This is a genomic window from Actinomycetes bacterium, from assembly GCA_024222295.1.
Taxonomy (GTDB): Bacteria; Actinomycetota; Acidimicrobiia; order Acidimicrobiales; family Microtrichaceae; genus JAAEPF01.
The window spans coordinates 242810-268836 of the sequence record JAAEPF010000033.1 but is presented as its reverse complement, the minus strand read 5'-3'; the positions used below and the strand labels follow the sequence as shown (position 1 = coordinate 268836).

Genomic DNA, 26027 nt, shown 5'->3' with positions numbered 1-26027 from the left:
TCCGGCGCGTTCAGCTCGCGAAGTCCTCCGGGGGCGGGCAGGAGCACACCAGGTTGCGGTCACCGTAGCCTCCGTCGATGCGGCTCACCGGAGGCCAGTACTTCGCGGGCCCGGTGGCGGTTGCTGCCACAGGCCAGGCGGCGGTGCTGCGCTCGTAGGTGTGCTCCCACGAGTCAGCGCCCACCACTTCGGCGGTGTGTGGTGCGTTGGCCAGGGGGTTGTCATCGGTGGGCCACGTGCCGTTGCCGACACGGTCGATCTCGGCGCGGATGGCGATCATCGCGTCGCAGAACCGGTCGATCTCACCGAGCGACTCCGACTCGGTGGGCTCCACCATCAGGGTGCCCGCCACCGGGAAGGAGAGGGTAGGGGCGTGGAAGCCGTAGTCGATCAGTCGCTTGGCGACGTCCTCTGCGCTGACGCCGGTGCTGGATGCGATCTCGCGCAAGTCGAGGATGCACTCGTGCGCGACCAGCCCGTGGCTGCCGGAGTAGAGCACCGGGTAGTGGGACCCGAGGCGTGCCGCGATGTAGTTGGCCGACAGGATCGCCACTGCAGTGGCCTCGGTGAGGGCGTCGCCCATCAGCGCTATGTACGCCCACGAGATCGGCAGGATTCCCGCGGAACCGAACGGTGCAGCAGAGATCGTGGGGCGGTTGCCCGGGCCATCGACGGTGGACACGTCGCGCTCTTGCTCGCGGGGTGAGAAGCGGTGCCCCGGCAGGAACGGTGCCAGGTGTGCCATGGCCGCAACCGGCCCGACGCCCGGGCCGCCGCCGCCGTGGGGGATGCAGAAGGTCTTGTGCAGGTTGAGGTGGCTCACGTCGGCGCCGAACCAGCCGGGCTTGGCCACGCCCACGAGCGCATTGAGGTTGGCCCCGTCGACGTAGACCTGACCGCCATTCTCATGAATGATGCGGCACAGCTCGGTGATGCCCTCCTCGAACACGCCGTGGGTCGAGGGATAGGTCACCATGGCGGCCGCCAGGCGATCGCCATGCTCCTCGGCGCGGGCCCGAAGGTCGGCCATGTCGACGTTGCCGGACTCGTCTGTGTCCACCACGACCACCCGCATGCCGGCCATGACGGCGCTGGCGGCATTGGTGCCGTGCGCGGAAGAAGGGATCAGGCAGACGTCGCGGTCGGGCTCGCCACGCGACGCGTGGTACGCCGAGATGGCCAGCAGTCCGGCCAGCTCGCCCTGTGACCCGGCGTTGGGTTGCAGTGAGACTGCGTCATAGCCGGTCATGGCACAGAGTGCGGCCTCGAGCTCGGAGATCATCTCGAGGTAGCCGGCGGCATGCGCCGGCGGTGCGAATGGATGGATGCCCGAGTACTCCGGCCACGTGACCGGCATCATCTCGACCGCCGCGTTGAGCTTCATCGTGCACGACCCGAGCGGGATCATCGTGCGGTCGAGGGCGAGGTCCGCGTCGGCGAGCTTGCGCAGGTACCGCATCATCTCGGTTTCGGAACGGTGGGCATGGAACGTCGGGTGTTCACAGAAGGTGGAGACCCGCTCCTGGTCCTTGGGCAGTCCGCTGGGTGCGCGGCGCGGCTCGCCCGAGGGCACTCCCGAGAAGGCCTTGAGCACCGCCTCCACCGTCGCCGTGGAGGAGGTCTCATCGAGCGACACACCGACCGTGTCGTGGTCGACGAGGCGCAACAGCAGGCCTGCGGCCTGTGCCGCCGCCACCACTTCGGAGCCATGTCCGGGAACGGACACCGCGAGGGTGTCGAAGAACGTGTCGTTGAGCACCTCGTGGCCCGCGCCGGCCAGCGATGCAGCAAGTTCGGATGCGTGGCCGTTGACCCGCTGTGCGATAGCTGTCAGGCCCTCTGGGCCGTGGTAGACGGCATATGCGGCCGCGACGTTGGCCAGCAGCACCTGCGCGGTACATATGTTGGACGTCGCCTTCTCTCGCCTGATGTGTTGTTCGCGCGTCTGGAGGGCGAGGCGGAACGCCGGCGATCCGGAGCTGTCGACCGACACTCCCACCAACCTGCCGGGCAGGGCGCGGCGGGCCCGGTCGGACACGGCCATGAAGCCGGCATGCGGACCTCCGTAGCCAAGAGGCACCCCGAAGCGCTGGGCGGAGCCGACGACGACGTCCGCGCCCCATGACCCGGGTGGCTCGAGCACGGTGAGGGCGAGCAGGTCGGTGGTGACGCACACGACTGCGCCGGAGTCGCTCGCGGCCGCGGCGCGCGGACGGTGGTCACGTACCGCGCCCGAGCTCCCCGGGTGCGCCAGCAGCACCCCGAACGCGTCGGGTGGGAACGGGTCGTCGCCACGGGGATCGAAGGTGCGTATGTCGATGCCGAGTGGTGCCGCCCGGCCCACGACCACGTCGAGCACCTGGGGATGGCAGTCGGAGTCGACCCAGAACACATTGCCGTCGACCTTCGACTGGCGCCGCGCGAGCGTCATCGCCTCCGCAGCGGCGGTGGCCTCATCGAGCATCGAGGAGTTGGCGATGTCCATGCCGCACAGGTCCGCCACGAGCGTCTGGAAGTTGAGCAGCATCTCTAGGCGGCCCTGGGAGATCTCCGGTTGGTACGGCGTGTAGGCCGTGTACCAACCGGGGTTCTCGATCATGTTGCGCAGGATCACCGGCGGGGTCACCGTGTCGTTCCAGCCGCACCCGATGAGGCTCGTGGCAACGGTGTTGGCCGCAGCGAGTTCCTCGAGCCGTGCGAGGACCGCGGCCTCGCTGCCCGAGCCGGCTCCCTTGACCACTTCGTCGATTCGGAGCGGGTCGGAGGTGCGGATCGAGTCGGGCACGAGGGCATCCAGCAGCGACCCCATGGAGGAATGGCCGACCGCTTCGAGCATCGTGGCGACCTCGGCCTGGTCAGGGCCGATGTGGCGCTGGGCGAAGGCGTTGTCTGCGGAATCGTTCACTGGCTCACCTCGGCGCTGTCTGAATCGGCGCTGTGCTCGTTGATGGCGGCGCCGATTGCGTTCATGGCCGCACCCATCTGCTCGGAGCGGTTGTCGATCACCCACTGCTTGGAGGCGGCGGTGCTGGCGGTACGCCCGTCGAAGTGCGGCAGCACGTAGCGGGCGAACAGCTCGAAGCTCTTGTGGGTGGCAGCGGTGTCGGCCCACTCGTGGGCCTGCAGCAGGATCGTGCCGAACCCGCCATCGGACTGCTCGATGAGCTCTTCGATCAGGGCGATGGCGTCCTCGGGAGTGCCGATGACTCCGCCTCCGCTGTTGTTGAGCACATCGGCCAGCTCGTCGGTGGGCGCATCGGGGAAGATCGGCAGCGCGGCGACGTCGCGGAAGTAGTGCGCATAGTCGTCCAGTCCGAACCGCACGTCGTCATAGGCCTGCTCGCGCGTCTCGGCGAGGTGCATGAGACTCACCAGTCGCCAGTCGCGTCGCTCGGCCCGCTGGCTGAACTGCTCCGAGCGCTGCTCCATCACCCCCCAGTTGGACGACAGCATGTCGATGCCGGCGCGCTGGCTCGCACCGATGGACAACAGTGAGCAGCCGAACCGGCCGGCGGCCCTGGGTCCGGACGGTGAGATCATCGCGGCGACCGCCACCTCGGGGTGCGGTTCGGTGTAGGGGCGCAGCTGCAGCCGGGCGTCGCGCATGGTGAACCACTCGCTCTCATGCGTCACCGGCTCGTCGGTGCGAAGCAGCGTGAGGATGACCTCGAGGGCCTCCTCCATGCGGTGGCGCTGCACGGCGGGGTCGATGCCGAGCATCGCGGCATCCGATGGAAGCGCGCCCGGCCCCACGCCGAGCATCACCCGTCCACGTGTGAGGTGGTCGAGCTGCACGATGCGCTGGGCCACCATGAAGGGATGGTGGTAGGGGAGTGACACCACGCCGGTGCCGAGGCGGATGTGGCGGGTGCGCTCCGCCGCGGTTGCGATGAACAGTTCCGGCGACGCGATGATCTCGTATCCGCCGGAGTGGTGCTCGCCGATCCAGGCCTCGTGGAACCCCAGCCGGTCGAGGTGCTGTACCAGCTCCAGGTCACGCTCGAGGGCAAGGGTGGGGTTCTGCTTGACGGGGTGGAAGGGCGCCATGAAGACGCCGCATCGGAGGGGCCAGTCCATCACCGGAGTTTGTCAGCTTCGGGCCCCATGGGCCGAGCGGAGGGAGGCACTCCACGGCGGTCGAGTTCCTCGTCCGCGAACGACCGTGGATCCTCGAGCGGTTCCACATGGGTGTCCACGGTCAGGAACGGGACCTGGTCGCGCAAGTCGGCCTCGATGCGCTCCACGAGGTCGTGTGAGCGCTGAACGGACCAGCTGCCGGGCACCAGGACGTGCACGGACATGAAGGAGCGGTAGCCGGCCTGGCGGGTGCGCACGCCGTGGAACTGGGTCTGGGCGCTCGTGTACGACTCGAGCACCTCGTCGAGCAGTGAGCGCTCATCGGGCGGGATTGCCGAGTCCATGAGGCCCCGCGACGACCGGGCGACGAGTCGTAGTCCGGCGATGATGATGTTCGCGGCGACCGCGAGGCCGATCACGGGGTCGAGCCATTCGATGCCGGTGATGCCCACCAGCGCGACCGCGACCACAACCCCGGCGGTGGTCCACACGTCGGTCATCAGGTGCTTGCTGTCGCCCTCCAGTGCGATCGAGCGTTCCCGGCGGCCGACCCTCAACAGCACCAGGGCGACGCCGAGGTTGATGAGTGATGCGACGACCGCGATGGCGATGCCGATGCCCAGCTTCTCGAGCTCCTGTGGGTGCAGCAGCCTGTCGATCGCCGCCCACGCGATGGTGGCTGCGGCGAGCATGATCATGAGACCCTCTGCGAGCGAGGAGAAGTACTCCGCCTTGGCGTGTCCGTACTCGTGGTCCTCGTCGGCCGGACGGGCCGCCAGCGACAGCGCCACCACGGCGCCGATCGCGGCGACCAGGTTCACCGATGACTCGAGCGCGTCGGACAGCAGGCCGATCGAGTCGGTTAGCGAATAGGCGACGAACTTGATCACCATCGTCACCACGGCGGCCGATACCGACAGCCATGCGAACTTGACGAGGGTGGAACGGTCCGTGGTCATCGATGCGTGGTCACCCGATCGGGCGCCCGAACGGCAACTCGGCGGTCCAGCCCGACAGGTACTCCTCGGCCATGGCGCATGCGCCCAGCACCGGTCCGTCGTCGTGGCTGAGTGACCGGGCCGCCAGATCGCCGATGGTGCCGGCCGGCTCCATGTCGTGGCGGGCGGCGAGGGAACCCGCGGTGCTGAGGAAGTCGGCCATCACGGTCTTGCCGGCGCGGCCGGCAACGGCGAGTGCCCGCGGGGTGAGCGCGAGGTTGCCGGTGGGCACTAGTACGTTCGCACTGATCGCCTCCACGGTGTCGTGGTTGATGAGGGCCGCCTTCGAGCCGTACAGCAGCACGTCGGCATCGGCATGGAGGGCGTCGGACCCGTCGGCCACCACCTCGGCTCCTGCCGCCTCCAGAGCGGACCGCAACTCGTTGCCCGCTCCGCCGTCGAACTCCACCGCGACCGTCGCTCCCTGCAACGACCGCACGGCGCCTGCAGCCGCGGTCACTCCGGCAGCGAACGCTGCGGCATCGGATGTCACGACGCCGCCCAGAGCAGCCAGGTCCGCCTCATCGACCCCCTTGCCGGCTGCGAGGCTGAGCTCGCCTGCCTCGACGGCGGGGGCCAGCTCGGTGCAGAACGCGCTTAGCGCGTCGGCACGGTCGTCGCCGACGGCGTTGACCGCGGCTGACGCGCCCGAGACCTGCTGGCCGAGCAGCGCCCAGCTGTATGTCCGCGACCTGGCCAGCCATCGTGTCGAGTCGACGAGGACCTTCTTCGCACAGCGCACGATCCCGTCTGCGCTCGCCGCACCGGGGAGGTCGCGCACCACGAAGGCGTTCGTCGATTCGAGTCGCTGCACAGACGGATCGCTCACGGAGCCAGTCTGCCATCCGGGCGGCCGCGGCCACGTCGCCCGAAAAATGCCGGAGGCCCGGTGCGAACGAACCCCCCGAACCGTTCGCACCGGGCCCTTGCCCGGCTACCGGGAACCTTGCGGCTCGACCGGCAGGTAAAGAACCATAGACCACCCGGTGACCATTGTCACCCTGAGACACTGGGCAGATCCACCCGGCGTGGCCACGGCCAGATAAACACCGTTCACCCCGGCATGGTTAGGATCACGGCCAGGAGCTTCCAGGGGGACCCATGGAGAAGTTGTTGATACAGGGCGGCACCGTCGTGGACGGCACGGGATCGGCCCCCAGGCAAGCAGATGTGCTGATCGAAGGGGACCGCATCGCAGCGGTGGGCGTCGGGGTGGGTGACGCCTCGGCCACGACCATCGACGCCACGGGCCAGACGGTGATGCCCGGGCTGATCGACGCCCACTGCCACCTCACCTTCGACGAACCACGAAGCAACGACGAGTTGTTCTTCCACCGGGACCACACGCTGGCCGCGCTCGCCACCGCTCACCACCTTCCCAAGCTGCTCATGGCCGGAGTCACCGGCGTGTGTGACCCCGACACGATCTTCCGCATCGGCCCGTCCATCCGTGACGCGGTGGAGGCCGGTTGGATCGAGGGTCCCCGCATCACCACGGGCGTCGCCGCGCTCCTCACTTCCGTGGGTGGCACCGCAGGCCGCCTCATCCCCGACGAGGGGGAAGTCGGCTATGCGGAGGTCGTCCACACGCTCGACGACATGGTCCTGGCGACCCGCCGCCAGATCAAGCAAGGCGCGGACATCATCAAGATCCACGCCACCGGCTCGATCCCCACGCGCTCCGGCGAGCTCCAGGTGTGGTCGCTCGAGGAGATGAAGGCGGTGTGTGACACGGCGCATGCCCTCGGCATCCCGGTCACCGCACACTGCCGCAATGCCAGCTCCACGCGTGACGCCGCGCTGGCGGGGGTGGACATCATCTACCACGCGTCGTTCATGGATGACGAGGCGCTCGAGGCCGTCGTGGAATCGGGCGCCGCGTTGTGCCCGGTGTTCACGTTCCTGTCCAACCTGTGTGACCACGGCGCGAAGGTCGGAGCGGCCACCAACATGGTCGACATATTCCGCGGCGAGATCCAGGCAACTGCCGAGATGATGCGCCGGGCCTACGACGCCGGCACACCGCTGTTGTGCGGGTCCGAGTCCGGGTTCGTGCTCACCCCCTACGGCCACTGGCACTCGCGCGAGGTGGAGCTGTTCGTGGAGCACCTCGACCTCGATCCGCTCCAGGCGATCCGGTGCGCCACTGCGACCAACGCCCTGACGCTCGGCCTCGAGGGTCGCCTCGGTCTCGTCGAAGAGGACTGCCTCGCCGACGTGATCGTGGTCGACGGCGACCCCACGGTGGATGTGTCGTTGCTGGGAGACCGCAGTCGGCTGGCAGCCGTGCTGTCGCGGGGCCGCCAGGTCGACCTCGAACGGCCGTGGCCGGAGAAGGGCCCCGTGGTCGGCTCCACTGTGGGCAACTGGGCGGCGGAGAAGCTCACCCGAGAAGTAGTGGATGGCGAGTGACCGCCACGCTCACCGACGACGACCTGGTCCGCGAGGCCTTCCGCGGCAAGGACGTGATGCGCCGTGAGCAGCTGCGATCCGATCCGCGCCTTGTCCAGCGTGGTGTGGACGATGCCCGGCGGCTCCACCCGGCGAGTCCTGTGGCCGATACCGAGCTGTCCGACGGCACGCGGCTGGCCAGTGGCGACGCGGTCGTCCTCGACGTTGCCGCCGCCAACCGGTCCGAGAAGCACTTCGGCGGCGGCGGACCCCACGCATGTGTGGGCATGGAGCTCGATGGCGGCACCGAGGACGGAGAGCTCGTGGGCACCGTGTCGGTGATGGTGCAGGCCTTCTTGGACCACGGTGGCCGCCGTGACCCCGCCGAATCCGCGACGCTGGGCGTAAGCAGGAGCCGCAAGCACTTCAGCGCGTACCCGGTGCTGTTCGACGATGGAGGACCCAAGTGATCCGATCTGCGATCGTCACCGGAGCCGGGCGTGGCATAGGTGAGGAGATTGCCCGCCACGCCGCCGCGGCCGGCTACAAGGTCGGCGTGCTCGACATCGATGCAGATGCGGCGTCACGTGTCGCCGGTGACATCGGCGGGCAGGCACTCGTTGCTGCCGTCAACGACGAGGACGCGGTGCTGGCCGCCTTCGACGAGTTCGAGATGGTGCCCGACCTCGTCGTCAACAACGCGGGGATCGTCCGCTTCGGCTCGCTGGCCGAGCTGTCCGCCGCCGACTGGCGCGACACCCTGGATGTGAACCTCACGGGCACCTTTCTCGTCGGGCGCACAGCCGCTGTCCGCATGGCCGAGTCCGGCTCCGGCGCAGTGGTCAACCTCACGTCGATCAACGGAGTCACGCCGGGTCCGTATGCCGGGGCCTACGGTTCCACCAAGGCGGCCATCGCGATACTGACCGCCCAGATGGCCCTCGAGTTCGGCCCGGCCGGAGTGCGGGTCAACAGTGTGGCCCCGGGCTTCATAGACGGCGGCATGTCGGAGCCGCTGTACGCGGATCCGGCGACGCGCGAGGTGCGAACCAACGCCGTCCCCCTGCGACGCCTCGGCACACCGGCCGACATAGCGAACGTCGTGCTGTGGCTCGGTGGCGAGGAAGCCTCCTATGTCAGCGGACAGAACCTGGTGGTGGATGGCGGCGTGGCGAAATCGGTGCTGGCCAACCTGCCCCGTCCGGCGTCCGTGGACGGAGTGGGCGGTGAGGAAGCATGACGCGGCGAGCGTTGCTGCTGAGCGGTGGCAACCATCCGTTCGCAAGGACCACGCCGGTAGTGGCCGGCCTGCTCGATGACGCCGGATACGAATTGACCGTCGTCGGTCATCCCGACGACGCCGTTGCTCCGCTCGCCGAAGAAGTGCCGCCCGACCTCTGGGTCTGCAACACGCTCCGGTTCCGCATGCTGGCGCCGAAGTACGACGACACACGCGACGAGTACGCCTACACCACCACCGCGGAGTTCCGCCGCTCAGCGGAGCACTACGTACGCAACGGCGGTGCCCTGCTCGCCCTGCACGCCGCGCCGATCTGCTTCGACGACTGGAGCGGGTGGGGTGACATCGTGGGCGCGGCATGGAACTGGGAGCGCTCCTCGCATCCCCCGCTGGGGCCGATGGAGGTGCGCATCGTCTCGGACCACCCCATCACGGCGGGGGTCGAGGACTTCACGCTCACCGACGAGCCGTACCGCCACATGGATATGGCAGGGGATGTCGAACCCCTCGCCGTGTCGGCATCAGAGGGCGAGGACCACCCGATGTTGTGGACCAGGAGCATCGACGAGGGCGCGGTCGTCACGTCGACGCTGGGCCACGGGCCCGAGTCGTTCGGACATCCCGCCCATCAGCGCATTCTCCGCCAGGCGATCGAGCTCCTCACCAGGGATCAGGTTTCGTGAGGCTGGTCGAGGGCACCTCGGTGCTTGTAACCGGCGGGGGGTCGGGGCTGGGGGAAGGCGCAGCGGAACTGTTCACCTCGTTGGGAGCCAGGGTCACCATCACGGGTCGTCGGGCGGAGAAGCTGGAAGCGGTTGCGGATCGGCTCGGCGAGGGTTGCGCCGCCGTCACCGGCGACGTGTGCGACCCAGCCGACCGATCCCGAATGATCGACGCCGCCGTGGAGCACGGCGGTGGTCGCCTCGACACCCTCATCTCCAATGCCGGCAACATGTACCGCGGCGCGATCGAGGAACTGGACGAGCAGGCGCTCCTCGACACCTTCCACACCAACGTGGTGGGCGGGATGATGCTCTGCGGGGAGTCGGTCGCCCACCTGGAGCACACCGGTGGCTGCGTCATCTTCGTCGGGTCGGTCCACACCCAGCGGGCGTTTCCCGGAGCATCCCCCTATGCGGCCAGCAAGGGAGCCCTGGAGGCCCTCACGGGAGTGCTTGCAGCCGAACTCGGCCCACGCGGAATCCGGGTGGGCTGCGTGCGCCCCGGCGCTGTCGAGTCGGAGATCAATGTCCGCGCCGGTCTCGTGACCCCCGAGGAGAACCGCGCCAGGCTCGATTCGCTGGCCGATGCACACGCACTCGGTCGGATCGGCACCACGCGGGAGATCGCAGAGGCGTTCGAGTACCTCGCACGGGCGGAGTGGACCACGGGTGCCGTGCTCACGGTCGACGGAGGCCTGGGCCTCGGCGTGACGAACGCATAGGCCTGCAGACGCATACACATCGAACGCATACACACCGAGCGCACAGGGATCCGGCGCATGAACAGGAAGCAGCAATGAGCGAACCAGAAACGGTGACCATCACCACCTACGCAGAGGCACGCGACGCCTACCGCCAGAAGGCATTGCGCCAGGCGCTCTACGACGCCGGCGAGGTGATCATGTCGGACGTGATCGTCAACCTCCACGGGGGCGAGCACCGCTCGCGGCGGCGCCTGGAGAACCGGCTGTTCCGGCGCGACCGGATGGAGGACTACGAGAAGCACCGTTTCCCGGCAGTCATCGAAGCCACCATCGCACCCCACGTGGAGGCCGGTGGGTGTGAGCTGGTGAAGCTCAGCCACCAGCTGATGATGAACCTGGCGGCCACGACCGCCGGAGTGGATCGACCGCTGGGCACCCCGGAGGAGACCTTCCACCTCTACGACTACCTCATGACCTTCATCGAGGGCGCCACGCTCGCGCACTACACGGGCGACAAGGACGAGAAGGCCGCGGAGGTGGCCATGAAGCTCGAGGAATTCGATGCCGAGTTCCTGAGCCCCTCGATCACCCGGCGCCGGCGCGCGCTCGAGGCAGCGCAGGCGGGTGAGATCGCGGAGTCGGAGGTGCCGGTGGACGTGCTCACCACGCTGCTGCGCAACGAGGACGACCTCGAACTTCCGCACGAGACCATTCGCCGCGAGACCGCCTTCTACTTGTTGGCCGGTGCACATACGTCCGCCACCGCATTCGTTCGCACCCTTCACCGGTTGTTCTCCTGGGAGGAGCAGCACCCCGAGGAGCGCGACCTGATCCGCACCGACCCGATAGCCGTGCAGCGTTGCATGCACGAGACCATCCGTCTCGAGCCCTCGTCGCCGGTCGCCCAGCGTTGGGCCCTGGAGGATGTCGAGTTGCGATCAGGCACACAGCTGCCGAAGGGCTCCAAGGTCGTCATCGACCTGACGTCGGTCAATCGCGACCCGGAGGTGTTCGGCGCCGACGCCGAGCAGTTCAATCCCCACCGCGAGCTTCCCGACGGTGTCTCGCCGTGGGGGCTCAGCTTCGGCAGCGGCATGCACGCGTGCATTGGCCAGGACCTCGCTGGCGGGCTGCCGTTCGACGATGGCGACGACATCGAGGAACACCTGCACGGCCTGGTGCCCGTGGCGGTGCAGTGGATGCTCAACCACGGGGCTCGGCCCGATCCCGGCGATCCGCCGCGGATGGACGAGACCACGGCACGCCCGTACTGGGGCCACTACCCGGTGCGCTTCGGCTGAACCGTGCTTGATCTGCACGCGCACGTGGTGCTCGAGGGGGTGCTCGGACGTGCCGGCACCTACGGCCCCGAACTCCTCGATGACCCCGTCTGTCCCACGTTCCGCGTCGGCGGCTACACCCTCGAAGGTGTCCGGTACCGCGGCAGCGCGTTCATGGACGTACAGGTCCGCCTCGAGGCCATGGAGAGACTCGGCATCACCTGGCAGCTGCTGTCACCCAATCCGCTCACGTACCTGAACCACATCGAGGCAGAGGTGGCCTCGGAGTTCGCCCGCTGGCACAACGAGGAGATGGCGGCCGTGGTGGCAGCGGACCCGGCTCGCCTCGGCGGCGCAGCGCAGCTGCCCACCCAGGATCCGCCGGCGGCTGCGGCCGAGTTGCGGCGCTCGGTCCAGGAGCTCGGCCTGATCGCCGCCTACATGGGCACCGACTCCGGAACTGGCGCCGACCGCGTCGAGCTAGACGACCCGCGCATGGACGAGGTCTGGGCCACGGCTGTGGAGCTCGACGTGCCGGTGTTCATCCACCCGGCCCCACCCGGCATCGACTCGGATCTGGCCGATACCCGCGTGCGGCGCTTCGATGCCGACCTGTGGCTGTCGTTCGCCTTCGAGGAGACCCTTGCTATCGCCACACTGGTGTTCGGCGGAGTTCTTGACCGCCACCCCAGCCTGGACGTGTGCGTGTCACACGGAGGGGGAGCCCTGGTCGCCCTGATCGGCAAGATGCGAAGTGCGGCCACGCGCCGGGCGTGGGTGCCCGAGAACCTGCGCGAGAGCGGTGCCCTCGACGCGGTGCTGCGGCGCCTCTGGTACGACGCGCATGTGAGCGACGACCGCGTTCTGGCACTGCTCGCGGACGTCGTGGGGCCGAACCGGCTGGTGGGTGGCACGAACTTCGCCGGCTGGGACCAACCCGAGGCGCCGGTGTCATCGGCAGCGATGGATGCCAACGCACGGCGCCTGTTGCGTCTCGGGCCATAGTCAGGTCTCGATCGGCTCACCCGAATCGTCAAGGAGCAGGATGGCGCCGGACGGGCATCGCCGCGCCGCGGTGAGCAGCTTGGCGTCGTCGAGCGACGAGGCGCCGGGCAACAGTACGGCCAGTTCGTCGTCGTCGAAGCCGAATGCGTCGGGGTTGTCGGCCACGCACTTGCCCGAGCTGACACATTCCTCGACGTCGATGCGCACGGTGTAGCCCATCAGAACTCGATCTGGATCGCTGTGCGGTTGGCCAGCACGGGCTTGATGTAGTCGCCGATCACCTGCTTGTGCGCGTCGTGGTCGCGGTACTCCTCGTAGCCGGCCACATCATCGAAGTCGGCGACCGCGGTGATCTCGGCGTTGCCCTCGGCGAGTCCGGCATCAGCACCCCACACGTAGTTGCGGATGGACGGGATGCGGCCTGGAAGGGTGGCCAGGGCGTCGAGGATTGCCTGGCGGTCATCGTCGGTCGCCGTCTCGGACAAGTCGAGCAGCACAATGTGGCGGATCATCCCCGAGACACTAGTGGTGGGTGATACTTTCGCCGTCGGTCGCATCCAAGGGGGCAAGATGTCGCTGGGCGGAGCCGAGGACGCCGTCGATCCATCCCGACCTCGACACCAACGCCCTTCCGGCCATTCCCGAGCCGGAGGAGGTGGCCCGGGAGTACACCGATGCGCCCGACAAGGGATCGCTGAGGATCTACGACCACCGGTCGGTCTGAGCCATCTCGACATGCCTGACTCGCCCGAGAAGGTCCACCGTGCAATGAACAACGAGGAGGCCGGCCGATGAAGGTCGAGATCACGATCAACGGGATTCGCACCAGCCACGAAGTGGAGCCGCGGACCCTGCTGGTCCACTACATCCGCGAGGTGGAGGGGCTCACCGGCACCCATGTGGGCTGTGACACCTCCAACTGTGGGGCGTGCACCGTTCACCTCGACGGCGAGGCAGTGAAGTCATGCACCGTGCTGGCGGCCCAGGCGGACGGGTCCGAGGTGACCACCATCGAGGGGTTGGCCGACGGCGACGAGTGGCACCCCGTGCAGCAGGGCTTCCACGAGTGCCACGGTCTTCAGTGTGGCTACTGCACCCCCGGCATGGTGATGGCGGCTGCCGCCCTGCTCGAGGAGAACGCGGATCCCACGGAGTTGGAGATCCGCACCAACCTCGAGGGCAATCTCTGTCGTTGCACCGGCTACCAGATGATCGTGGACTCGGTTCGTTGGGCCGCCGACAGGAGCAGTCAGTGATTCCCCCACAGTTCGACTACACACGCGCGGGTTCCGCCGAGGAGGCGATCGCCGCGCTGACCCAACACGGTGACGAGGCGAAGTTGCTCGCCGGGGGCCACTCGTTGATCCCGCTGCTCAAGCTCCGTCTCGCCCAGCCCTCGGTGTTGATCGACATCGGGCGCGTCAAGGACCTGTCCTACGTGCGCACAGAAGGGGACGAGGTTGCCATCGGAGCACTCACGCGGCACCGAGACCTGGAGCGGTCCGACCTGCTCGCCGGCGAGGTGCCCCTGCTCGCCGAAGCCGCCCGCCACGTGGGCGACCCCCAGGTGCGCAACCGGGGCACCATCGGAGGATCGCTCTCACACGGCGACGGTGCATCGGACCTGCCGGCGGTTGTTCTGGCGCTCGGTGGCACGCTGGTGGCCCAGGGGCCCGGTGGTCGTCGCGAGATCGCGGCCGGCGACTTCTTCGAAGGCTTTCTCGAGACCGCCCTCGCCCCGGACGAGCTCCTGGTGGAGGTCCGGGTGCCCAAGGCTCCCGGCGGCTGGTCGTTCCAGAAGTTCAACCGCCGAGCTCAGGACTGGGCCATAGTCGGCGTGGCAGCCGCAACGGTCGGCGACTCGGTCGGCGTCGGACTGGTCAACATGGCATCGGTGCCGGTGCGGGCAACCGCCGTGGAAGACGCGCTGGCCTCCGGCTCGTCGGCTGAGGACGCCGCGGCGCTGGCAGCCGAGGGCACCGAGGCCCCTTCGGACATCCACGGCTCCTCGGAGTACCGCCAGCACCTCGCGAGGGTTCTGGTTGCCAGGGCGCTCGGCGAACTGGCCTGAGGGAGCATTCACCCCCCAGAAGCGGAGCAGGGGCCCATGGGGCCCCTGTCCTTGGAAGCACTCAGGAGATCCAGATCCGAAGCACCAGCCTGGAGAACCCTGTGTTTGTCTGTCACCAGTAGTGACGCTCCCCAGGCCACTAAGTCGCGGCAAAACGGTCAAAATGTGCAGAAATTCGTGATCTTCTCAGGAACCGGTGGGGCCGGCCTGATAGGGGCGCTCCAGCAGCCACCGGTTCGGCAACTGGTGACGCTCGCCCGTTTCGTCCTCAACCTCCACGAACGTGGTGTGCAGCGCCACGATCTGGCCCCGCAATGATCCCACCTCGAGATCCCAACCGGCCCGCAGACGGTGCCTGAGGGCCCGTCCGGCGGCAACCTGGGAGGCCACGCCGCGTCCGCCGAAGGCCGACAGCAGCGCCAGGGCGAGTGCGGGCGCCCCGATGAGCGCCGAGAAGAACACGAGCAGCATGGCGTCGTCAACGCCGGCCACGACGAGGGCGACGACGACGGCAACGGCGACCACGCCGATCTTGAGTCCTCGCTCCAGTGCCACCTGGCGCACCCCGGTGCCCTTGCGGGCGGACTGGCCGACCATGGCCGCCACCGCCAGAGCGACGGCGTAGCCGAGGATCACGACGACCACGGCCAGCAGCACGCGAGGCAGTCCGTCGCTGAGGAGCTCGCCGAAGTCGGCCAACTCGTCGGAGTCGAGGATCGCGGCGGCGCCGACGAGGCCGATGGCAACCGAACCCCAGAAGATCCCCCGTGACACGGCGAGCGCCCGGTCGCGGGTGCTCTCGCTACGGCTGTTGCGGCCCATCGAGGCGCGCACGATGCTCCCGCCGATCTCACCGATCAGCAGGCCCACGCCGATGGCGACGGCTGCCCATATCCACGCGTATTCAGTCATGTTCGTCCTCCCGGATACTGTCGGCCGTGTCGGGCGCGTTGGTTAGCAAATGCCATACGGTCGCGAGTCCGCTTCCGGCGATGTCGGTCACCGTCGAGGTGAGCGAACGCCCCTTCAGCGTCTGGTCGACCTGCGTACGTGCATTGGCGGTCACGTCGTCTGGCACCTGCAGCGCCGCGCGCAACACCGCGCCGAGATCGGGCTCTTCTGGCTCAACCGGCTCGTTCATGGGTTCTCCTCTGTCGGCTCTATGGCCGCGCCGAGGCGCCGGCGGGCCCTGAGAAGTCGTGTCTTGACGGTCGGCACCGCCACATCGAGCGTGTCGGCAATCTCCTGGTAGGTCATGCCCTCCACCTCGCGGAGGATCACAACGGAGCGCGAGAGCTCGTCGAGCTCCTCCAGCGCAGCTCGGACGCTGCGCAGGTCGGCCAGCGCGGTGGTGGAGCGCGCCGGGTCTATGCCACCCACAGTGTCGGGCAGGTCCTCGGGGGCCATGACCCTCTCGCGGCGCCGCCGCAGCATCGAGACCGAGGTGTTGTGCGCGATGCGCAGGATCCAGGACCGCAGTGACGACTCACCGCGGAACTTCGGCAGGCTCTGCCACGCCTTGATCATGGTTTCCTGAACAGCGTCCTCGGCGAGGGAGGGGTTGCGCAGGATGCCGTTGGCCACCCGGAACGCGGCTGCGGCGTGTTCCTCGATCAGTGCATCGAGGTCGCGGTCGAGTCGTTGTGGCGGGTTCTGCGGCACGGCGCCTCAGCTGACCGGCGCGGCTTCGTCGCGGTGGTCCGCGGCCCGCTCCTCGTCGGCGCCGCTGGCAGCCCGTGTGGGCTGCGTGGTGGCACCGATGAACCGCGAGGCAGCGTTGCTCAGGCGGGTCGAGGTGGTCCAGGCGAAGAGCACGATCCCCGCCATGGCCAGGGCGATACCCACCGCCAGGCGGTCGCGGGACTGCCCGGTCGGGCCGGGCCGCTGTCTCATACGGATAATGATCGGTTGCCCGGGCCCGGAGTTGAGGCGCTGTGGCAAGCCGACGCGGCGTTTGCAGGCGATTGGCCCAGCGGGAAGGCTGCGTTCATGCTCAGGGGAATCCCCACACTCGTGGTCCTGCACGGCCATGATGACGACCAGGCCAGCACCCGGGCGTGGGCACAGCGATTGCTGCCACGAGGGTGGCAGGTCGAAACCCCCCAGGCCGTGGGCCTGAGCTGGTTCGAAACCGGACCGCGCGGGGCAGACGAGGCGACGCTGGCACGGTCCGTCGACCAGCTCGAGGCCGTGGTCGCCCGCTCCGCTGGCCGCGGCCCCGTCGTGGTGGCCGGCTTCTCCCAGGGAGCGGCCATGGCCCTGGCACTGGGGGAGGTACCCGGCGTGGAGGGGGTCGTGGCCCTCTGCCCATTCCTCGCGGAGTCCGACGATCACGATCCGACGGCGGGACCACCTGTACTCATGCTTCCCGCGGCCGACGACGAGGTGGTTCCCGCGTTCCTCGGGGAGGACGCCGCGGCGGCCCTGTCCGCCGCGGGTCGGGCGGTCACCCTCGAGACACTGCCGGGTGCACACGCGGCCAGCGAGGAAGCGGCAAGCAGGGCCCGGACCTGGCTGGAGGACAACTGGCCCACGCAGCTCCGCCTGACAGTCGGCCTCCCGGTGGACCGGGTCGAGACCGGATCGGAGCTCGTTTCCGGAGAGGCGATCGCGGAGTTGGCCGCTGCATGGGAGCGCATCGGTTTCGACGCCGCGTACGTGACGGACCACCCTGCCCCTGATGACCGCTGGCTCTCCGGCGGCGGCCACCATGCGCTCGAGCCGACCGTTTCACTCTCGGTCGCGGCCGCAGCGACCTCCACGCTCCTGTTGCACACCCACGTGTACGTGCCCGGGTACCGCAACCCGTTCCTCGCGGCGAAGGCACTCGCCTCGCTCGACGTCATCTCGGGCGGACGCCTGGTGCTCGGAGTCGCCGCCGGTTACCTGCGCCCCGAGTTCGAGGCACTCGGAGCCGAGTTCGACGACCGCGGAGCCGTGCTGGACGAGACCCTGTCGTGGCTTCCGCGGATCTGGTCCGAGTCCGGCGTGGGCGGGGAGGGGAGAGGCTTCAGCGCGCGGTCGGTCACGGCGCTTCCACGTCCGTTGCAGCAGCCGCATCCCCCGATCTGGGTCGGGGGCAACTCGCTGCGGGCAATGCGTCGCGCGGTGGAGTACGGCCAGGGGTGGTGTCCGTTCCCCACACCGGACGGGTTGCACCGCGCGACTCGCACTGCGGCGATCACGGACCACGTCGATCTGGCCGCGCGGCTCGTCCGCATGGAGGAGCTCTGCGCCGAGGCCGAGCGGCCCCTGCCGACCATATGCTTCTCGCCCTTCGCCCTGGGGGACTACCTGCGCGATCCCGATGCGCTCGCTCCGATGGCCGAGGAAGCCGCACAGCTCTGGGACCGCGGTGTCGACTGGCTCGCGCTGTCGGTGCCAGGTCTTGGCCGCTCCGAGGTGGTGGAACGCGCAGAGGCCCTGGCCGACGCGCTCAGGCCCAGTCGCTGAGGACCTCGTCGACCGTCCTCACCCGGGCAAGCATCGCAAGCGTGTTGGCGAGTACTTCGTCTCCATAGGTGGCAGGCACACCCACCACGGCATCCGAGGCGACCGTGACCTCGTAGCCGAGGTCGACTGCACCCATCACCAGGCCTGGCACACCCACATTCAGCGATACGCCGCACACGACGACGCGGCGCACACCGAGTGAGCGCAGCAAGGCATCCAGGTCGGTACCGGTGAACGGAGTCATTCCGTGGTGCCGCACGCTGCGCAGGTCCGCGGATGTGTCGCCGAGTTCGCCGACCAGGTCCACGGCCTGTGTGCCGGCCAGGATCTGGTCGGGATTGCGCGCAAGGGCCCGGGCCAGCGGAGTGTTGAGCGGCGTGCCCGCCCGATTCGCCCTCCACTGCGCGATGCAGTGGACAACCGGCACGCCCGCTGTCCTCGCGCCCTGCACCAGTCGAGCGCAGCCGGCCAGCGTGGAGCGTTCGGTGGCGGCGTCGCGCAGTTCGGTGAGCGTGGCCAGGTCTCCGACCACGCCCCGCTCGAGTTCCATCGTCACCACGGCAGTAGCGTTCACGGCCGCGCAGCGTAGCGTCGCGCAGGTGAACATCGTGCTGGCCTCCGGATCTCCGTACCGCGCGGCGGTGCTTCGTGGCGCCGGCTACGACATCGAGGTGGACCCGCCCCACGTCGACGAGCGCGCCTCCGACTCGCTGTTCGCACGGGGTGCCGAGGTGTTGGCTCTGGAACTCGCTCGCCAGAAGGCCGACGCAGTCGCCCCGCGGCATGTTGCGGACATCGTGTTGGCGGCCGACCAGGTCGGTGTCCTCGACCAGCCCGGTGGCCCTCGCATGCTCACCAAGGCCCCCGGCATCGATGCGGCGGTCGCCCAGCTAATGGCGATGAGCGGCACCACCCACCGGCTGATCAACGCCCTGGTGCTGCTGCACACCGGTACCGGCGAAGCGGTCGACGGTGTCGACGTGCAGGTGGTCAGCATGTGCGAGTACGACGAGTCGGCCGCCCGTGCGTACGTCGAGCGTTTCGAGCCCTTCGACACCGCAGGCAGCTACCGCCTCGAGGACGACGCGGGGCTCGTGGAGTCGGTGCAGGGCGAACACGACTCGGGAGTGCTCGGGATGCCCCTGCCCCTGCTGGGCCGGATGCTCGAACAACTCGGCCGCTGACCCGGTTGCCGACTCGGTCGCCGGGTCAGTCGACAGCGAGTTCGAGGCGGTGGCGGTGGTCGCGCGATGACGCAGACAGGCGGACCTCACGCAGTCCGGTAGGCACGACCCACTCTCCCCGCGACTCGTCCCACTGGCGCAGTGACGGCTCGCCGATGGGTATCTCGACCACTGCGTCCTCGCCGGGGGAGAGGTGCACCTTCGCGAACCCTGCCAGGCGCTGCGGCGGGCGATTGGTGCCGGGGTCGGTGACGTAGCACTGCACCACCTCGGTGCCGCGTCGGGGCCCGGTGTTGGTCACCCGTACCGACGCGGTGCGGGAACCGGCATCGATGGCGGCGTCGCTCCACTGGAACGTGGTCGTGCTCATGCCGTGCCCGAAGCAGAACGCGGGCTCGGTGCCCGCCGAATCGAAGTCGCGGTAGCCGACCCGCAGGCCCTCTTCGTAGCGCACGACGCCATCGCCGCCGGGGAAGTTGGAGTCCGACTCCCAGTCGGACAACTGCCTGCCCCAGGTCGTGGGAAGTCGGCCGCCCGGGTCCGACTCGCCCAGCAGCACATCGGCGATCGCCTCACCCGCCTCCTGGCCCGGGTACCAGCACAGAAGCACCGCCGCGGCCTGCGCGGCACAGGACAGGTCGACGGGTGCCCCGCAGTTGACCACGACCACGGTGCGGTCATTCGCGGCGCAAACCGCCTCGACGAGTTCGGGCTGCCCGGACGGAAGGTCGAATCCGGCGCGGTCCGCTCCCTCGGTCTCCCACTGGTCGTTGCCGCCCACGACCACAACGGCCACGTCGGCGGCGGCAGCCGCCTGCACCGCGGACGCGAGAGGCTCATCTGCGACGGGCTCGAGATGGCCGATCGCCATGCCTCCGACGGGTACGCCATCAACGGGGGAGGTGACGGCCTCCACGCTCACCGGGGTGCCGGCCTCGAGCTGCACGGTGGTTCGGATCTCCTCTGAACCGAGACCGAAGAAGGCCGTACCCGGCTGGCGGTCGTCGCGGTTGTCGAGGACGACCTCGCCATCGAGGGTCAACCAGCCGGTGGCCCCCGTTACGAGGCCGAACGTGTGCTCTCCGGACACAGTCGGCGTGAGGGTCGTCAACAGGCGCACCGAGCTGCCCTGCTCCGGTACGCCGGGCCCGGGCGCACCCATCCACAGCAGCCGGGATGTCAGCGATGGTTCGACGAGCACCGGCTCGCCATCAGGCTCGGGAGTCCCGAAGTGCTCGACCGTGAAGCGTTGTTGCCCATCGACGCTGCAGACCTTGCGGTCCAGCGCAGGGAGGCTGTCGGGCGGGGGAGTGCCTCGTTCGTGGGTGACGGTGACGCCATCGTCCACACGAGCGCTGAGGCTGGACAGGACGTCGGTCACGCGGTGGGGAACGAACGCGGCCGATCCACCGCCCATGATCGCGGTGCTTGCGGCGTTGGGGCCGACCACCGCGATGGAGTCGGCATCGGTGAGCGGCAACAACCCGCCGTCGTTGCGCGCCAGCACGATGGACTCCACCGCCGCGCGGCGCAGCACAGCCCGCTCGGCGGCGTCATCGTGGGAGGTCTCGTCAGCTATCCCGGGGGTCTCGCCTCCCAGGGCTCCGACCCGCTCGGCCATCAGCAGGACTGCGTCGGCCGCCCGCTGCAGCGCCGGGGCTGGAATCGAGCCGTCCTCGATTCCAGCGGCCACCGTCGGTCCGAGGTAGCGGGTGGGCCCGGGCATCTCCACATCCAGACCGCCCTCGAGGGCAGCGGTGTCGTTGGTGCCCCACCAGTCCGACACGACGACCCCGTCGAAGCCCCACTCGTCGCGGAGAACCTCGGTGAGCAGCCAGTGGTGCTGTGAGCAGAACTCGCCGCCGAGGCGGTTGTAGGCCGACATGACCGACCAGGTGCCGGCGTCGCGTACTGCCGCCTCGAAGGGTCGCAGGTAGAGCTCGCGCAGTACGCCCTCGCCGACCTCCGATGAGATCTGGTGGCGATCGGTTTCCTGGTCGTTGGCCACGAAGTGCTTGATGCAGGCACTCACGCCCGCCTGCTGGAGCGCGGTGATGTGTGCGGTGGCCAGCTGCGCGGTCAGCTCGGGGTCCTCTGACATGCACTCGAAGTTGCGCCCGGCCAGGGGATGGCGGTGGAGGTTGACCGTGGGGGCGAGCAGCACGTCGGCGCCCTTGCGCCGCGTCTCCGCGGCGAGCACGCCGGCGACCTCTGCCACTACTTCCCGGCTCCAGGTGGCTCCGAGCGCCGTGCCGCAAGGAACGCATGCAGAGCTGCCGCCGAACCATCGTTCCCCGCGTGCCCCTGCCGGTCCATCGCTCACCTTGATGCCTCGAAGCCCGACCTCGCCGAGCTCGGCGAAGTGCCACATGTCCACACCGGAGGTGAGGCTGGCCAGCCGATCGTTCGGGACATCGCTGAGTTCTGCCATCCGTCGATACTGGCCCATATGGCGTGCCCGTGCCGTTCCCCGGAGCCAGTCATGCACTGGTCGTGGTTGTCCGACCACTGCCGGATTTCGCGACTATGGTTCCTGTTGCAGCGATCCGAGGGGGACCATGCGCTACGACCTGATCGAGTTGGCCCAGCTGGTGTTTGCACTGAGCGTGATGTTCGGTGCCTTCCTCGGGGGCATCGCGGTCGGTTGGTGGCGGTGGGCCAGGCCCGAGAAGGAGCCCGAACCCGAGTCACAGTCACCCCTGCCCTCCGCCGGGCTCTTCTCGGCCCAGCAGCAGGAGCCGCGCTGGGGTGACATGGACCTGGCCACTCAGCTGTTCGACACCACGGCGCACCCGTCGTCGACCCCACAGGTGTTCGCGGCAGCGACGCCCGAGCTGGCTGAGAGCACCGACCTCGACCGGTGACACCCGAACTCCTCGTCGAGGTCGAGCAGATCAAGGCGCTCAAGTACGCCTACCTGCGGTGCCTCGACACAAAGGACTGGGAGGGCATCGCCGAGGTGTTCACGGCGGACGCCACGGCCGCCTACAGCGGTGGTGCCTACTGCGCGGAGGGGCGCGACGCGATAGTCGACTTCCTGGTGCGCAACATGGGCTCGGAGACGTTTCACTCGTCGCATCGCTGCACGCACCCGGAGATCAAAGTCACCGATGACACGGCCACAGGCACCTGGGCGCTCGACGACACGGTGATCGACACGACCCTCGGAATCCTGATCCAGGGCGCCGCGTTCTACGAGGACTCCTACGTCAAGGAGGGTGGCCGGTGGTTGATCTCGACGACCGGCTACAGGCGCAGTTTCGAGTACCTCACGCCGCTGTCGGACCTGCCGAACCTCACCCTGACCGCGAGCTGGTGGGGGACCGAAGGTAGGAGCACGCTGCCCGCAGGCTAGAATCTGACGACTCGTCAGATCTGAGCTGGAGGGCCGATGAGCGACAATGAACTGCCCATGATCGTGAGCGTCGACGACCACGTCGTCGAGCCGGGCGACCTCTGGCAGCGCTGGCTTCCCGAGAAGTACCGCGAGCGCGGCCCCCGTGTGGAGCGCCGGGGGATCGAGTCGATGACGTTCCTCGGTGGCACGCAGTACGACATCGTCTACTCCGATGACGCGCCCCCGGCCGACTGCTGGATCTACGAGGACCTCGTCGCGCCGCACAAGCGCCACGTTGCAGCGGTGGGCTTCCCGCGCGAGGAGATGTCGCTGTCTCCGATCACCTACGACGAGATGCGCCCCGGTTGCTACGACGTGAAGGAGCGCGTCGCCGACATGCTCGCCAACCACGTGGACGTGTCGTTGTCGTTTCCCACCTTCCCGAGGTTCTGTGGCCAGACGTTCCTCGAGGCGGCCGACCGCGAAGTCGCCGAGGCCTGCGTGTACGCATACAACGACTGGATGGTCGAGGAATGGTGCGGCGAGTCCGGCGGCCACCTGGTGCCGCTCATCATCATTCCGCTGTGGGACCCACAGCTGGCCGCCGCCGAGGTGCGTCGCAACGCAGAGCGTGGAGTGCACGCCGTGTGCTTCTCGGAGATCCCGCCGCACCTGGGCCTGCCCAGCGTCCACACCGACCACTGGGACCCGTTCTTTGCCGCGTGTGCCGAGACGCAGACGGTGGTGTGCATGCACATCGGCAGCTCCTCGAAGATGCCGTCCACCTCTGGTGATGCCCCGCCGGCCGTGCAGGCCACGCTGTCGTTCAATAACGCGATGGGCAGCCTCACCGACTTCCTGTTCTCAGGCGTGCTGGTTCGCTTCCCGGAGCTGAAGCTGGCCTACAGCGAAGGCCAGATCGGCTGGATTCCCTACATCATCGAGCGTGCCGACGATGTCTGGCAGGAGCACCGTGCGTGGGGTGGCGTCGCCGACATCGTCCCCGAGCCGCCGTCGACCTACTACTACCGCCAGGTGTTCGGCTGCTTCTTCCGCGACCAGCACGGCCTCGACAGCCTGGACGCGGTCGGCCTGGACAACATCACCTTCGAGACCGACTACCCGCACACCGACACGACCTGGCCCAACTCGAAGGCCGTGGCCGAGAAGATGATGGGCCACCTGCCCGCGGACGTGCAGTACAAGATCCTGCGCGGCAACGCGATCAGGATGCTGTCACTCGACATCGACTGATCCCGGTGGACGAACCGGTGCGCACTCGCAACCAACTCCTGGTGTCGGTGCCGGCGCTGCCCGACGACAACTTCGACCGCACCGTGGTGTACGTGATCGACCACGACGACGGTGGAGCCATCGGCGTCGTGCTCAATCGCCCGGGCGACGTTGAGGTGCCCGAGGAGATCGACGTGGGCATTCCGTGGGCAACACCCGGCGTGCTCTTCGGCGGCGGGCCGGTCTCGCCCGAAGCACTGATACTGCTCGGCCGCCTCCGGATGGGGGAGGAGCCAAGGGGGGTCGCAGCGGTCGGGGGCACGATCGCGGTGGTGGCGGCCGACGCAGTTGAGGCACGCGAGGTCGAAGGCCTGGATCTGCTGCGCGCCTATTCGGGCTACGCGGGCTGGGGCTCGGGTCAGCTCGATGCCGAACTGGACACAGGCGTATGGGTGGTGCTGGATGCGCTGCCTGACGACGTGTTCAGCGCCGAGCCGGAGAAGCTCTGGCGCGCGGTCCTGTCCCGCCAGGGCGGCAAGTTGGCGGCGATCGCCCGCCATCCGGATGACCCGGGGGTCAACTGAGCCCACGCGCAGGGTGTGGCGCCGACTCTGGGTCGCTCGGCCAGGATGGGTCGCCGCAGGTGTCCGCCACGATCGGCACCCCGGGGCAAATGGCCGCGTTCAGCCCTCGGGTGAGTCTGGCTCGTCCTGGCCGACGATGCGCTCATCGATCACCTCGGCGTCCCAGATCTCGTCGAAGGCCTCGTCGAAGGCGGACGAGGCCGACGGGGGCGGGGGACCGGTCGCACCATCGACGCTCGGGTTCGCTGCGAAGTAGTGCTTGGCCGCACGGCCCACCGAGATGGCGAGAGCGGTGTTTCCGGCCGCACCGACGCCTGCACCGATGGTGTAGGGCAGCAGGGCCGCCAGGCCCCAGGGTCCGCCCTTTGAGGCCATCCGGGTCGCCAGCCGCTTGGTGCGTCCGACCCCGGCGGCCGTGGCGGCTGCTGCGCGGGGGAGTCGGGCGGCAATCCTGGCGCCCCCGCTGGCGCCGGCCCGGGCAGCGAGGCCGGTCATTCCCAACGCGGCGCCCTCGGTGGCTCCGAGCGCGCCTGCCACCCAGAGGGCGCGCTCGTCGGCTGTTGCGTCGTGATGGCCGTGAACGATGCCGATGGCCATCACCATCTCGCCCAGCCGGGAGACCCCGGCGATGCTCTCGCTGCCGAACATGGCGGCCGCCGCGGCAGGTCCGGCGACGGGTGCGGCAGCGGCACCGCCTGTGACCGCGCCGCCTATCGCCAGGTCGCGGGCGCACTCGCGGATCAGCATCCTGGTGAGCTCGTCCGCGTCGGCCTCGGGGTGCTGGCTCACCAGTCCGTCGACGGTCTGGCGGGCAGCCTCGTTGCGCTGCTCGGCGACCTGGAGCAGCACATCACGTGCAGTTCCGCCAGCACCGCCCTGCCCGCCGGGGTCGCCCGGCGGTGAACTGTCAGCCATCCGGCAAGGCTACCGGCACGCCCGGTGCCGGGTCGGGCTGCCTGCAGACGCGCTCAGGACGGTGGCAGGTCTCGACGCCGGAGTCGGCAGCCTCAGGCCAGGGCGTCGTAGGCCATGTTGCGGCGCCTGCGCTCGTTGTTGCGCCGCTTCCAGAAGGACTGCTTCCAATGTCGCAACCGCTTGCGAGGTTTGGGCGCCTCACGCGAGCCCGGCTCGTCGTAGACCTCCGTGTAGCCATGGGTGGCATGAGGAAGCTCGAGCACGAGACCGTCGTGGTCGTCGTTCAGGGAGGCCATGTGAAGGGCCTGGTTGACCGTTCGGCGCACCCTGCGGTGCTCAGCCTTGCGGTTCTCCCTGTCCTCTTGCAGGGCCGAAGTAGCTCCGGCCTGCCGAGTGCGGTGGCGGTTGGACATCGACTCACCTCCTGGATTGTTGGCCAGAAGGCGGGACCTTCCGACCCAGGATTCCATGGGACACCATCCGCGCTGCCTTGTAAAGGGTCGCTTCGAGACGGTCCCGCGCGGCCCGTCGGAGCTCTAAGCGACCACCGGAAGTCGCCTGACGGTTCGATTCGGGGAGTTCGCCATGCGGGATCCCCGGATAGGGATGCCTCGCCTTGATTCTGGAAACGGACATAATGGGGATTTCCGGCGTCTTTCTGGTCGCTGACCGGCAGACCGCCTCGCGCTCGGTTTGCGGTTGGATGTCGATATCCTCTCTCCAAAGCAAAAGGTGTCGCGAACAGCACGGAAAGGCTTCCAGAGGCAGAGATGGTGGCCGAGAGGGTCAGTGAGGCGTTCAGGGCCGTGGGACGGTTCGGGCGTCGGCGGCCC

General features: G+C 68.7%; 30 protein-coding genes. 16 read left to right on the top strand and 14 right to left on the bottom strand.

The features are described from left to right. Window positions 1-10: 10 nt before the first annotated feature. The 4 genes from gcvP to GY812_12525 are packed head-to-tail and all read right to left on the bottom strand — an operon-like array spanning window position 11 to window position 5904. On the bottom strand, window positions 11-2905 hold the full coding sequence (gene gcvP / locus GY812_12540; protein ID MCP4436307.1) for an aminomethyl-transferring glycine dehydrogenase: 2895 nt from the start codon (window positions 2903-2905) through the stop codon (window positions 11-13). Further along, on the bottom strand, window positions 2902-4080 hold the full coding sequence (locus GY812_12535; protein MCP4436306.1) for an LLM class flavin-dependent oxidoreductase: 1179 nt from the start codon (window positions 4078-4080) through the stop codon (window positions 2902-2904). Before GY812_12535 ends, gcvP begins: the two co-directional genes overlap by 4 nt. Beyond that, window positions 4077-5036 (bottom strand): cation transporter, encoded by a 960-nt coding sequence (locus GY812_12530; GenBank protein MCP4436305.1) that lies wholly within the window; start codon window positions 5034-5036, stop codon window positions 4077-4079. The genes GY812_12535 and GY812_12530 overlap by 4 nt, the downstream gene beginning before the upstream one ends. A gap of 10 nt (window positions 5037-5046) precedes the next feature. Continuing rightward, window positions 5047-5904 carry a hypothetical protein gene (locus GY812_12525; GenBank protein ID MCP4436304.1) on the bottom strand — a complete coding sequence of 286 codons (858 nt, stop codon included), beginning with the start codon at window positions 5902-5904 and terminating at the stop codon, window positions 5047-5049. Between the two features lie 272 nt (window positions 5905-6176). Here GY812_12525 and GY812_12520 point away from each other — a divergent pair, with 272 nt between their 5' ends. The 7 genes from GY812_12520 (at window position 6177) to GY812_12490 (ending at window position 12417) form a co-directional block, all read left to right on the top strand. After that, window positions 6177-7487, top strand: a complete 1311-nt coding sequence (locus GY812_12520) for an amidohydrolase family protein (GenBank protein ID MCP4436303.1) — start codon at window positions 6177-6179, stop codon at window positions 7485-7487. Then, the gene (locus tag GY812_12515) at window positions 7484-7936 is read left to right on the top strand and encodes a hypothetical protein (protein MCP4436302.1); all 453 of its coding nucleotides are present in this window, start codon (window positions 7484-7486) and stop codon (window positions 7934-7936) included. The genes GY812_12520 and GY812_12515 overlap by 4 nt, the downstream gene beginning before the upstream one ends. Further along, on the top strand, window positions 7936-8706 hold the full coding sequence (locus tag GY812_12510; GenBank protein MCP4436301.1) for an SDR family oxidoreductase: 771 nt from the start codon (window positions 7936-7938) through the stop codon (window positions 8704-8706). Before GY812_12515 ends, GY812_12510 begins: the two co-directional genes overlap by 1 nt. After that, on the top strand, window positions 8703-9389 hold the full coding sequence (locus GY812_12505) for a ThuA domain-containing protein (GenBank protein ID MCP4436300.1): 687 nt from the start codon (window positions 8703-8705) through the stop codon (window positions 9387-9389). Before GY812_12510 ends, GY812_12505 begins: the two co-directional genes overlap by 4 nt. Continuing rightward, window positions 9386-10150, top strand: a complete 765-nt coding sequence (locus GY812_12500) for an SDR family oxidoreductase (GenBank protein ID MCP4436299.1) — start codon at window positions 9386-9388, stop codon at window positions 10148-10150. The genes GY812_12505 and GY812_12500 overlap by 4 nt, the downstream gene beginning before the upstream one ends. 74 nt (window positions 10151-10224) lie before the next feature. Beyond that, entirely contained in the window at window positions 10225-11433 is a 1209-nt protein-coding gene (locus tag GY812_12495) for a cytochrome P450 (protein MCP4436298.1), read from the top strand. Between the two features lie 3 nt (window positions 11434-11436). Next, the gene (locus tag GY812_12490; GenBank protein MCP4436297.1) at window positions 11437-12417 is read left to right on the top strand and encodes an amidohydrolase; all 981 of its coding nucleotides are present in this window, start codon (window positions 11437-11439) and stop codon (window positions 12415-12417) included. On the opposite strand, the gene GY812_12485 is transcribed toward GY812_12490, so the two are convergent. Together GY812_12485 and GY812_12480 are read right to left on the bottom strand one after the other, a co-directional pair. After that, on the bottom strand, window positions 12418-12636 hold the full coding sequence (locus tag GY812_12485) for a ferredoxin (protein ID MCP4436296.1): 219 nt from the start codon (window positions 12634-12636) through the stop codon (window positions 12418-12420). It abuts the gene before it with no gap. After that, window positions 12636-12929, bottom strand: coding sequence for a Dabb family protein (locus tag GY812_12480; GenBank protein ID MCP4436295.1), 294 nt, complete (start codon window positions 12927-12929; stop codon window positions 12636-12638). Before GY812_12480 ends, GY812_12485 begins: the two co-directional genes overlap by 1 nt. A 20-nt stretch (window positions 12930-12949) precedes the next feature. Between GY812_12480 and GY812_12475 the strand changes: the two genes are divergently transcribed. The 3 genes from GY812_12475 (at window position 12950) to GY812_12465 (ending at window position 14488) form a co-directional block, all read left to right on the top strand. Next, a complete protein-coding gene (locus GY812_12475; protein ID MCP4436294.1) occupies window positions 12950-13141 on the top strand; it encodes a hypothetical protein in 192 nt (63 codons plus the stop codon). 67 nt (window positions 13142-13208) lie between these two features. After that, complete coding sequence (locus GY812_12470) at window positions 13209-13673, top strand: (2Fe-2S)-binding protein (protein ID MCP4436293.1); 465 nt, start codon at window positions 13209-13211, stop codon at window positions 13671-13673. Further along, complete coding sequence (locus GY812_12465) at window positions 13670-14488, top strand: xanthine dehydrogenase family protein subunit M (GenBank protein ID MCP4436292.1); 819 nt, start codon at window positions 13670-13672, stop codon at window positions 14486-14488. The genes GY812_12470 and GY812_12465 overlap by 4 nt, the downstream gene beginning before the upstream one ends. Window positions 14489-14674: 186 nt before the next feature. Here GY812_12465 and GY812_12460 read toward each other — a convergent pair whose 3' ends face one another. Genes GY812_12460 through GY812_12445 form a run of 4 tightly spaced genes read right to left on the bottom strand, consistent with a single transcriptional unit; the run spans window position 14675 to window position 16381 of the window. Next, window positions 14675-15400 carry a hypothetical protein gene (locus GY812_12460; GenBank protein ID MCP4436291.1) on the bottom strand — a complete coding sequence of 242 codons (726 nt, stop codon included), beginning with the start codon at window positions 15398-15400 and terminating at the stop codon, window positions 14675-14677. Next, a complete protein-coding gene (locus GY812_12455; protein ID MCP4436290.1) occupies window positions 15393-15629 on the bottom strand; it encodes a hypothetical protein in 237 nt (78 codons plus the stop codon). Before GY812_12455 ends, GY812_12460 begins: the two co-directional genes overlap by 8 nt. After that, window positions 15626-16150: an RNA polymerase sigma factor gene (locus GY812_12450; protein ID MCP4436289.1), complete on the bottom strand. Its 525-nt coding sequence runs from the start codon at window positions 16148-16150 to the stop codon at window positions 15626-15628. The genes GY812_12455 and GY812_12450 overlap by 4 nt, the downstream gene beginning before the upstream one ends. 6 nt (window positions 16151-16156) lie before the next feature. Continuing rightward, on the bottom strand, window positions 16157-16381 hold the full coding sequence (locus GY812_12445; protein MCP4436288.1) for a hypothetical protein: 225 nt from the start codon (window positions 16379-16381) through the stop codon (window positions 16157-16159). Window positions 16382-16477: 96 nt separating this feature from the next. Here GY812_12445 and GY812_12440 point away from each other — a divergent pair, with 96 nt between their 5' ends. After that, window positions 16478-17941, top strand: coding sequence for a TIGR03619 family F420-dependent LLM class oxidoreductase (locus GY812_12440; protein ID MCP4436287.1), 1464 nt, complete (start codon window positions 16478-16480; stop codon window positions 17939-17941). On the opposite strand, the gene GY812_12435 is transcribed toward GY812_12440, so the two are convergent. Continuing rightward, a complete protein-coding gene (locus GY812_12435; protein ID MCP4436286.1) occupies window positions 17925-18548 on the bottom strand; it encodes a cysteine hydrolase in 624 nt (207 codons plus the stop codon). The two genes, GY812_12440 and GY812_12435, sit on opposite strands and share 17 nt — an antisense overlap. Between GY812_12435 and GY812_12430 the strand changes: the two genes are divergently transcribed. Then, the gene (locus tag GY812_12430; protein MCP4436285.1) at window positions 18541-19125 is read left to right on the top strand and encodes a Maf-like protein; all 585 of its coding nucleotides are present in this window, start codon (window positions 18541-18543) and stop codon (window positions 19123-19125) included. The two genes, GY812_12435 and GY812_12430, sit on opposite strands and share 8 nt — an antisense overlap. A 25-nt stretch (window positions 19126-19150) precedes the next feature. On the opposite strand, the gene GY812_12425 is transcribed toward GY812_12430, so the two are convergent. Next, window positions 19151-21556, bottom strand: coding sequence for a glycoside hydrolase family 3 protein (locus tag GY812_12425; GenBank protein ID MCP4436284.1), 2406 nt, complete (start codon window positions 21554-21556; stop codon window positions 19151-19153). Window positions 21557-21683: 127 nt separating this feature from the next. On the opposite strand from GY812_12425, the gene GY812_12420 reads away from it, so the two are divergent. The 4 genes from GY812_12420 to GY812_12405 are packed head-to-tail and all read left to right on the top strand — an operon-like array spanning window position 21684 to window position 24279. Beyond that, a complete protein-coding gene (locus tag GY812_12420) occupies window positions 21684-21989 on the top strand; it encodes a hypothetical protein (protein ID MCP4436283.1) in 306 nt (101 codons plus the stop codon). Continuing rightward, on the top strand, window positions 21986-22480 hold the full coding sequence (locus tag GY812_12415; protein ID MCP4436282.1) for a nuclear transport factor 2 family protein: 495 nt from the start codon (window positions 21986-21988) through the stop codon (window positions 22478-22480). The genes GY812_12420 and GY812_12415 overlap by 4 nt, the downstream gene beginning before the upstream one ends. Before the next feature lie 36 nt (window positions 22481-22516). Then, complete coding sequence (locus GY812_12410) at window positions 22517-23716, top strand: amidohydrolase (protein MCP4436281.1); 1200 nt, start codon at window positions 22517-22519, stop codon at window positions 23714-23716. A 5-nt stretch (window positions 23717-23721) separates the two neighbouring features. Further along, window positions 23722-24279, top strand: coding sequence for a hypothetical protein (locus GY812_12405; protein MCP4436280.1), 558 nt, complete (start codon window positions 23722-23724; stop codon window positions 24277-24279). 99 nt (window positions 24280-24378) lie between these two features. Here GY812_12405 and GY812_12400 read toward each other — a convergent pair whose 3' ends face one another. Beyond that, window positions 24379-25194 (bottom strand): hypothetical protein, encoded by an 816-nt coding sequence (locus tag GY812_12400; protein ID MCP4436279.1) that lies wholly within the window; start codon window positions 25192-25194, stop codon window positions 24379-24381. 92 nt (window positions 25195-25286) lie between these two features. Beyond that, on the bottom strand, window positions 25287-25607 hold the full coding sequence (locus tag GY812_12395) for a hypothetical protein (protein MCP4436278.1): 321 nt from the start codon (window positions 25605-25607) through the stop codon (window positions 25287-25289). Window positions 25608-26027: the final 420 nt, after the last annotated feature.